General features: G+C 70.5%; 3 protein-coding genes. All 3 read left to right on the plus strand.

Translation table 11 applies throughout. The features are described from left to right. Nucleotides 1–283 (plus strand): hypothetical protein (locus G5C51_RS41800; protein ID WP_206314890.1); only part of this gene is annotated, 283 nt, incomplete at its 5' end. 99 nt (nucleotides 284–382) lie between these two features. Next, nucleotides 383–1,099, plus strand: coding sequence for a GntR family transcriptional regulator (locus G5C51_RS41805; RefSeq protein WP_165246133.1), 717 nt, complete (start codon nucleotides 383–385; stop codon nucleotides 1,097–1,099). A gap of 49 nt (nucleotides 1,100–1,148) precedes the next feature. Continuing rightward, a partial coding sequence (locus G5C51_RS41810; protein WP_165246135.1) for a hypothetical protein occupies nucleotides 1,149–1,638 on the plus strand: 490 nt, incomplete at its 3' end.

Raw genomic sequence — 1,638 nt, forward strand, 5'->3', positions numbered from 1 at the left:
GTCCCACACCCCGGACACCCCCCACCGCACGATCCACTTCCGCGGCGGCACGGCAACCGCCCAATGCCTGCCCGACGGCCGCATCTTCCTCTCCAGCTGGAGCCCAGCGGCCGGCTACACGATCGAGGAGGCCACCCGCGGCCCGTCCCGCACGGCCCTCCTGGAACTGGAACCGTCCTCGGACGACACCGAGGACCTGGCAGTCACCCTCCGCTGCACGAACGACCGCCCGACAACGGCACCGCCGCCGCCTGAGGACGCCGACGACAGCGACGAGGACTAGGCCCCCGCTCCAGGAAAACCGGGCGTTGACCGGCGGCCCGCCAGGGCAGTACTCGACATAGGCTGTCCAGGCGCGCCCCCACGAACGGAGAAACCCACGATGAGCGAACCCGGCGCCGGAGGCGCAATCGTTCGCCGCGACACCCTCCGCTCCCAACTCGCCGAAGCCCTCCGCGACGAAATCCTCGCGGGCCGGCTCGAAGCCGGCCGCCACGTCACCGTAAAAGAGCTCGCCGCCACCTACGGCGTCTCCGCCACCCCCGTCCGCGAAGCCCTCGTCGACCTCTCCGCGCAGGGCCTCCTCGACGCCGAGGAGCACCGCGGCTACCAGGTGCACGCCTTCACCGCCGCCGACTTCCGCACCATGGTCGAGGCCCGCGCCGTCGTCACCGAGGGCATCTTCCGCTCCGCCGCCGAGTCCTCGATCGACCTGCTGCCCGCCGACCGGGCCGCGCTCGCCACGATGCGCCGCCGCGCGGAGGAGGCCGAGCGCGCCGCACGGGCCGGCGACCTTGACGTTCTCGTCCACTATGACCTGCGCTTCTGGCGTGAGATCAGTGACCTGGCGGGGAACCCTTATCTCACCGAATTCCTGGACCGGATGCGCATCCAGTGCTGGGTCTTCGCGGTCCCGTACCTGCGCCGCGAACTCCGCCGCACGGCGGACGCGGGCGCGGCCCTGCCGAACCCGTTCTGGCACGGCCACCGCGAGCTCGTCGACGCGGTCGAGGCCAGGGACATGGCCGGGGCCGAAGCCATCATCCATGCGTACAACAAGCACACCCTCGCACTCATCGACCAGCTCACAGCCGAATGACTACGCTGGCCTGACCCGCGGAAACCGCACTACGCAAAGGAGTCCCGGATTGGCGTGTGACCTGTGGCTGGTGCCGCTTGTCGACGTGCTGTGCCACAGCGCCGACAACCCCTTCGCCGAAGAGCTCGCCGTATACGACAAGGCCCTGGGCGAAGCCGGACTGCCCCCCGTCCCCGTGAACAGCTACATGCCGGGCCTCTCCGGCGAGGTCGCCCCGGTCGCCGGCTTCGACTACGACGCCCTGCACTTCCTCCGCCGCGCCTACCTTCTCCAGCAGTGCGGCCTGGAGATCACCCCGGTCGGCGAACTGGGCAGCGACTACGAGCAGCTGCTGGAGATGTTCGAGCAGACCGCCCAGCAGTCCCACCTGGTCTGGCACTACGACCACGCCGGCGCCTACGTCCCCGTCGACTTCCCGCACCCCCTCGCCAACGACGAACTCCTCGAAGGCGGCGGCCCCCTCGGCTCCAGCCAGGGCCTGATGCGCGAACTGCTCACCATCGCCCCGGCCCTCGGCATCGACCCGGACAACCCACCCC

Origin of the sequence: Streptomyces coryli (assembly GCF_011044975.1) — a bacterium.
GTDB classification, from domain to species: domain Bacteria; phylum Actinomycetota; class Actinomycetes; order Streptomycetales; family Streptomycetaceae; genus Streptomyces; species Streptomyces coryli.

Excerpts from the sequence above, each read along its gene's own strand:
- G5C51_RS41805 (WP_165246133.1), top strand. The coding sequence starts at position 383 with ATGAGCGAACCCGGCGCCGGAGGCGCAATCGTTCGCCGCGACACCCTC.